Here is a 6,000-nt window from a genome sequence, read left to right as displayed (position 1 = left end):
CCCCGCCGCCTGCCGTCCCAGGGGCTTGAGCTGGCGTCTCAGTTCGTCGGTCAGGTCCTGCACGCGGGCGAGGTTGGCGCCCATCGCCTCCAGCTTCCGCAGCGCCTTCTCCTTGCGCTTGCGGTGTTTGAGCACCCCGGCCGCCTCCTCGATGAAGGCGCGGCGGCCCGTCGGATCGGCGTGCAGGACGGAGTCGAGCCGGCCCTGCCCGACGATGACGTGCATTTCCCGGCCGATGCCGGAGTCGGAGAGGAGTTCCTGGATGTCCAGGAGCCGGCAGGTGTCTCCATTGATCTGGTACTCACTGCCGCCGTTGCGGAACATGATCCGTGTGATCGTCACTTCGGCGTACTCGATGGGCAGCGCGCCGTCGGAATTGTCGATGGTCAGCGACACTTCCGCGCGGCCGAGCGGTGGTCTGCCCGTCGTACCGGCGAAGATCACGTCTTCCATCTTGCCGCCGCGCAGTGATTTGGCGCCCTGCTCGCCCATGACCCAGGAAAGCGCGTCCACCACATTGGATTTGCCGGAGCCGTTCGGTCCGACGACGCACGTGATCCCCGGTTCGAAGCGCAGGGTCGTGGCGGAGGCGAACGATTTGAAACCACGCAGGGTCAGGGCCTTGAGGTGCACGCCGCCGGACTCTACCTTTCCCTCTCGGTTTCACCGGTGAAGGCGCAGGGCACATCAGACGGTAAGCAAAGAGCGAGTGCCCGCCGCGCGGGCAGGGGAAAGAAAGAAAGGGACGCCGAGGCGTCCCTTGTCATTGTTACGCAAGCCTGCGTGACGGATCGGGGGCGGGCCTGTCCACGGAGTGCTGCGGGTGTTCAGGGCGGCGATCCGTGACGTGGACGTGTGCGGCGTGAGGTGCGTGGCTGACATGGTGTCCCGGCGGGCGGGCCTGCCGGGACAGGGCAGAGCTGGTTCAGGTCAGCGCGGGCTCCGCCTGGGGAACGTCGATGTCGATGCTGTCGAGCAGCGACTCCTGGTGCTGAGCGGCGGCGTTCAGCGCGTCGTTCTCACTCTGGATCCTTACGAGCTCGGATTCCAGGTCCTGGACGCGCTGCTGGAGCCGTCGCATCTCGGCGAGGAGTCGCGGATCGGAGCCGCCGACGTAACCGAGAAGCGCCTTTGCCATGATGGATGGTCCTCCACAATGAGTGACCGACCGATGCGGTGTGGGTCGTGAGGGATTCGCACCCGCGGTGCTCGGCTTCGCCCTGTCATCACTGCGGTTCTGCTGTCGAAAGAGCTCTGCCGAACAGGTAAGGTGCGCGGGGTTTTCAGCGTCTCACCAAAAAGTTTGACGGTCAACACGATCACACCCCGTCAGTGGCAGGAGTCCCGGGGGCACGCCGCCCGGCGATCACCGGACGGGGCTCTCCTACGGGGACCCGAGGGGCGTGGAGATCTTCGTCAATGCCGCAGCCTGGCACGACTTCCGGTTCTTGGCAACCATGGGTCGCTCCTCGGTCCTTTCGCAGGTCATTTCGTGTGTCGGACTCCCAGGGGCGCCCCGCTCACCTTTCCGATCACGCCCGGCGCGCACGCGCTCCGGGCCTCTCCCCGGGACCGTGATCAGCGGATCGCGAATCCGTCGTAACCGCCGCGTGGCGTGTCCCAGATCTCAGTGACTCCTTCCACGCGTCCGGGCGTGTCGTCGGAGGCGAGCCATTCGAGCAGACGGTGGCAATTCTCACGCGGCCCTTCGGCCACGACCTGCACCCGGCCGTCGTCGAGATTGAGGGCGAAGCCGGTGAGACCGCCGATCTCCAAAGCGTTTTCCCTGGTGAACCAACGGAATCCCACTTGCTGTACTCGGCCGCGTACCCAGACGACAAGGCGTGCATCTTCACTCATGCCCGAACGCTAACCGGGCGATCACTCCGGGGGCGCCTCGCCCCTATGACCCATGGCGTACAGTCCGGACGCACACGTCTCACTCGAACGGGTGAGTAAGGCAGTGAACACGGTGACGTCGCAGTGACGCCCGGAACACGAGGAAGGCACAGCGCATGGGACGCCATCGACGCGCGGGCGCCGTTCCCGCCGCTGAGCAGAACGCGGCCGGTGCGGCGGGTGGGCACCAGGGGGCCCGTGGGAACCGTGGGAAGAAGCGGTCCGGCATGCCCCTGCGCGCCGGCCTTCTCGGTGTCTCCGCGGCGGTCGCGGTCGGCGCGGTCGGCGTCGCGTCGGGTCTGCTGCCCGGAGGCGACACCTACAGCGTCAGCGGCGACACCACACCCGACCCGTACCGCACGGGTGGGGCTCCCGATCTGCTGACGCAGGGCGGGTCCTCCGAAACCCCCGCGGACGGCACCGGCGCGTCGGCGTCCACCGGGGCAAGCCGGGCCGGCGACCGGTCGCCGGCGTCCGCGAAGCCGTCCGCCGGCACCGACGGCAAGCCCTCGGCCACCGCTTCCGAGCAGAGCGCGAAGCCGTCCAAGGGCCCGACGACAAAGGCACCCTCGAAGACGCCCGAGCGGAAGACGGCGGCCCCCGCGGCGCCGAGGACCACCGAGCCGACGCGTACGAACCCCGCCACGAAGGCCCCCGCCGCGCCGAGGACGGCATCCGCCTCACCGAGCCGCACGGCCACCTCCCCGTCGGCCCCGGCCGACACCACCGCCCAGGCCGCCGTGCTCTCCCTCGTCAACCAGGAACGCGCCAAGGCCGGCTGCAGTCCGGTCACCGCGAGCGCGTCCCTGACCGCGCTCGCCCAGGGCTTCAGCGAGGACATGGCTGCCCGCGGCTTCTTCGGTCACACCGACCCCGACGGCGCGACCCCGTGGGACCGTGCCGACGCGGCCGGCGTGACGGGGCTCGGCGGCGAGAACATAGCCCGCGGCCAGGCCGACGCCCAGGCCGTGATGGACGCCTGGATGGCCAGCGACGGCCACCGCGCGAACATCCTCAACTGCGACTACACGACCCTCGGTGTGGGCGTGCACTTCGGTTCCGGCGGCCCGTGGTGGACGCAGGACTTCGGCTTCTGAGCAGTCCCCCCGCCGGTCGGACCCCAGCCCGTCAGGCCGGACGCGGCGGGCGCTGGCAGCGTGGGCAGTAGTAGCTGGACCGGTTCATCCACGGACGGCGGCGCATCGGCGTCCCGCAGCGGTGGCACGGCTGGTCCTCGCGCCCGTACGCGTCCAGCGACCGGTCGAAGTACCCGGACTCGCCGTTCACGTTGACGTACAGGCTGTCGAAGCTGGTGCCGCCCTGGTCGAGGGCCTCGCTCATCACGTCCCGGACATGGCCCAGCAGTTCCGCCGTCCTCGGCCGGGTGAAGGCCGCGGTCGGGCGCTCGTAGTGCAGTCTGCTGCGCCACAGCGCCTCGTCGGCGTAGATGTTGCCGACGCCGCTGATCAGGGACTGGTCGAGCAGGGCACGCTTGACCGTCGTACGGCGCAGCCGCAGCGCCGTGTGGAACGCGGCGTCGTCGAAGGCGGGGTCCAGCGGGTCCCGGGCGATGTGCGCGATGACGTCGGGCAGCCCCTCGGGGGTGTTGTCGTGCAGCGAGAGGCCGCCGAAGGTCCGCTGGTCGACGAAGCGCAGCTCGGTGCCGAGGTCGTCGGCGAACCGCACCCGGACACGCAGGTGCTTCTCGTCCGGCGCGTCCGAGGGCTGGACGAGCAGTTGGCCGCTCATGCCGAGGTGACCGAGCAGCGAGGCGGAGATCTCGTCCAGCGGGATCCACAGGTACTTGCCGCGCCGCATCGCCGTACCCAGGCGCAGGCCCGTCAGCCGGGCCGCGAAATCGGGGCCGCCCGCGAGGTGCCGGCGTACGGCGCGCGGGTGCAGGACGTCCACGGTGTCGACGGTGCGTCCGGAGACCCAGCGCTCCAGCCCTCTCCGTACGACTTCGACCTCGGGCAGTTCGGGCACGGCGCGCTCCTAGGAGAACGGACGGGACAGCGAGAGCCCCCCGGCGCACCAGGGCACCGGGGGGCTCTCGACAGGGGTCAGGCGGGAGCGGCGTCCGTGGGGTGCGGGTCGGCCGCAGGGGTGTCGGCGGCCCCTGCACCGGCGGCGGACTTCTCCGCCGCCACCCGCGCCTCGGCGGCGGCGCTGATCTCACGCCAGGCGGACTCGGCCGCCTGCTGCTCCGCTTCCTTCTTGCTACGGCCGGTGCCGGTGCCGTACGAGACACCACCGACGCGAGCGGCAGCAGTGAAGGTCTTCTCGTGGTCCGGGCCGGTCTCCGTGACGAGGTACTCGGGTACACCGAGGCTCTCGCTCGCGGTGAGTTCCTGGAGACTGGTCTTCCAGTCCAGGCCGGCTCCGAGGTTCGAGGACCTGTCGATCAGCGGATCGAAGAGCCGGTGCACCAGCTCCGAGGCCGCGTCCAGGCCCTGGTCGAGATAGACGGCGCCGATCACCGCTTCGAGGGTGTCGGCGAGGATGGAAGCCTTGTCCCGGCCCCCCGTGCCCTCTTCACCGCGGCCGAGCCGGATGAAGGAGCCGAGGTCGAGCCCGCGGCCCACCTCCGCAAGCGCACGCGAGTTGACCACCGCGGCCCGCAACTTGGCCAGCTGGCCTTCGGGCAGATCGGGGTGGGTGCGGTACAGCGTGTCCGTGACCACCAGGCCGAGCACCGAGTCCCCGAGGAACTCCAGCCGCTCGTTGGTGGGCAGACCGCCGTTCTCGTACGCGTACGAACGGTGGGTCAGCGCACGCACCAGAAGGGCGGACTCGAGGTGATACCCGAGCCGCCCTTCCAGAAGCGTGTGGGACGAGGCTGTGTTGATGTTGTCTGCCTGCTTCTTGGCGCTGGACAACTCAGACATCGGGCCTCTCACCAGCCGCTCAGACCTCGAGGACCTGGCGCTTGTTGTAGGTGCCGCAGCTCGGGCACGCGATGTGCTGCAGCTTCGGCTCCTGGCAACGCTCGCACGAAACCAGGGTGGGGACCGCAGCCTTCCACTGCGACCGGCGGTGGCGCGTGTTGCTGCGCGACATCTTCCGCTTCGGAACAGCCACGGCTACTTCTCCTGCTTCTCGTCGACGCCCGGTTCGGCGCCGCCCATGTTGTCCTTCTCGCCGTCCTGAACGGTTTCGGCGAGTCCTTGCAGTGCCGCCCAACGGATGTCGACGGCATCGTGGTGGTGGCCGGGATTCTCGTCCAGCCTGATCCCGCATTCGGAACACAGACCGGCGCAGGTCTCCTTGCACACCGGCTGCAACGGTAGTGCGAGCACCACCGCGTCACGCAGCACAGGCTCGAGGTCGAACAAGCCGTCCTCGAGGAAGTACCTGTCCTCGTCGTCCTCGGCGTCGTCGACCGGGTCCGCGCTGCCGCGGTTCCGGTCATCGGCGTCAGGGTACGAGAACATCTCCTGGAAGTCCGCTTCGACCTCCAGGGTCAGCGGCTCCAGACACCTTACGCACTCCCCCTCGGCCGTCGCACGGGCGGTGCCCGTGACGAGCACCCCCTCCATGACCGATTCGAGGCGGAGGTCCAGCACCAGGGGCGCCTTCTCCGGTACACCGATGACCCCGTCGATACCGAGGTCCTTCGGTGCCTCCACCGTGCGGGACAGCCGCTTCATGGCACCGGGACGCCGGCCCAGCTCGCGCGTGTCGAACACGAGGGGGTTGCGGTGGTCGAGGTGACCGTTCAGGGCTTCTCCTGCTTTCGAAAATCATGTGCCGTGTGCGGCTTCGGAAGGACCGCCCCGTCCCGGGAGGAAGCGGGCAGCCTGGATCGCGGACATAGGCGCGACCGAAGAGCCAGTTTACTGGACGTACCGCCCAGCTCCCAATCCGGCCCTTCCGGCGGTCCGGCCGTCCGGATCAGCGCTCCTGTTCGTACCGGCGCAGCTGGTCCAGATCGATCATGCTCGTGTCGAACAGGCTGGTCTCGTCCAGCGCCCCCTCGGCCTGCCCGCCGGGAGCCTGGGGCTGCTGCTGCGCCCAGCCGTAGTCCTGCTGCCGCCCGTGCGGGTCGTAGGCCTGCTGCTGGTTCGGGTCGTAGCCCGGCTGCTGCTGGTAGGCGTACGG

General features: G+C 69.3%; 7 protein-coding genes and 2 pseudogenes. 1 reads left to right on the top strand and 8 read right to left on the bottom strand.

From position 1 onward, the window contains the following. The 3 genes and pseudogenes from IH13_RS0132980 to IH13_RS0132970 all read right to left on the bottom strand — a co-directional run. A pseudogene (locus tag IH13_RS0132980) lies at window positions 1–633 on the bottom strand (chromosome segregation SMC family protein); the annotation flags it as partial. Window positions 634–925: 292 nt separating this feature from the next. After that, window positions 926–1,138, bottom strand: coding sequence for a hypothetical protein (locus IH13_RS0132975; protein ID WP_014048575.1), 213 nt, complete (start codon window positions 1,136–1,138; stop codon window positions 926–928). 440 nt (window positions 1,139–1,578) lie between these two features. Beyond that, window positions 1,579–1,860 carry an acylphosphatase gene (locus tag IH13_RS0132970; RefSeq protein ID WP_031090267.1) on the bottom strand — a complete coding sequence of 94 codons (282 nt, stop codon included), beginning with the start codon at window positions 1,858–1,860 and terminating at the stop codon, window positions 1,579–1,581. 155 nt (window positions 1,861–2,015) lie between these two features. Between IH13_RS0132970 and IH13_RS0132965 the strand changes: the two genes are divergently transcribed. After that, entirely contained in the window at window positions 2,016–2,996 is a 981-nt protein-coding gene (locus IH13_RS0132965) for a CAP domain-containing protein (protein ID WP_031090266.1), read from the top strand. Between the two features lie 31 nt (window positions 2,997–3,027). On the opposite strand, the gene mutM is transcribed toward IH13_RS0132965, so the two are convergent. The 5 genes and pseudogenes from mutM to IH13_RS0132940 form a co-directional block, all read right to left on the bottom strand. Continuing rightward, window positions 3,028–3,885: a bifunctional DNA-formamidopyrimidine glycosylase/DNA-(apurinic or apyrimidinic site) lyase gene (mutM, locus tag IH13_RS0132960; RefSeq protein ID WP_031090264.1), complete on the bottom strand. Its 858-nt coding sequence runs from the start codon at window positions 3,883–3,885 to the stop codon at window positions 3,028–3,030. 77 nt (window positions 3,886–3,962) lie between these two features. Then, window positions 3,963–4,787, bottom strand: coding sequence for a ribonuclease III (gene rnc / locus IH13_RS0132955; RefSeq protein WP_031090262.1), 825 nt, complete (start codon window positions 4,785–4,787; stop codon window positions 3,963–3,965). A gap of 19 nt (window positions 4,788–4,806) precedes the next feature. Beyond that, window positions 4,807–4,980: a 50S ribosomal protein L32 gene (gene rpmF / locus IH13_RS0132950; RefSeq protein WP_003965982.1), complete on the bottom strand. Its 174-nt coding sequence runs from the start codon at window positions 4,978–4,980 to the stop codon at window positions 4,807–4,809. Window positions 4,981–4,982: 2 nt separating this feature from the next. Continuing rightward, a complete protein-coding gene (locus tag IH13_RS0132945) occupies window positions 4,983–5,588 on the bottom strand; it encodes a YceD family protein (RefSeq protein WP_031090259.1) in 606 nt (201 codons plus the stop codon). Between the two features lie 205 nt (window positions 5,589–5,793). Further along, a pseudogene (locus IH13_RS0132940) lies at window positions 5,794–6,000 on the bottom strand (cell division initiation protein); the annotation flags it as partial.

Source organism: Streptomyces sp. NRRL WC-3549, assembly GCF_000721935.1.
In the GTDB taxonomy this organism is placed as follows: domain Bacteria; phylum Actinomycetota; class Actinomycetes; order Streptomycetales; family Streptomycetaceae; genus Streptomyces.
The sequence above is the reverse complement of the archived record's forward strand: the minus strand, read 5'-3'. Positions and strand labels throughout refer to the sequence as shown.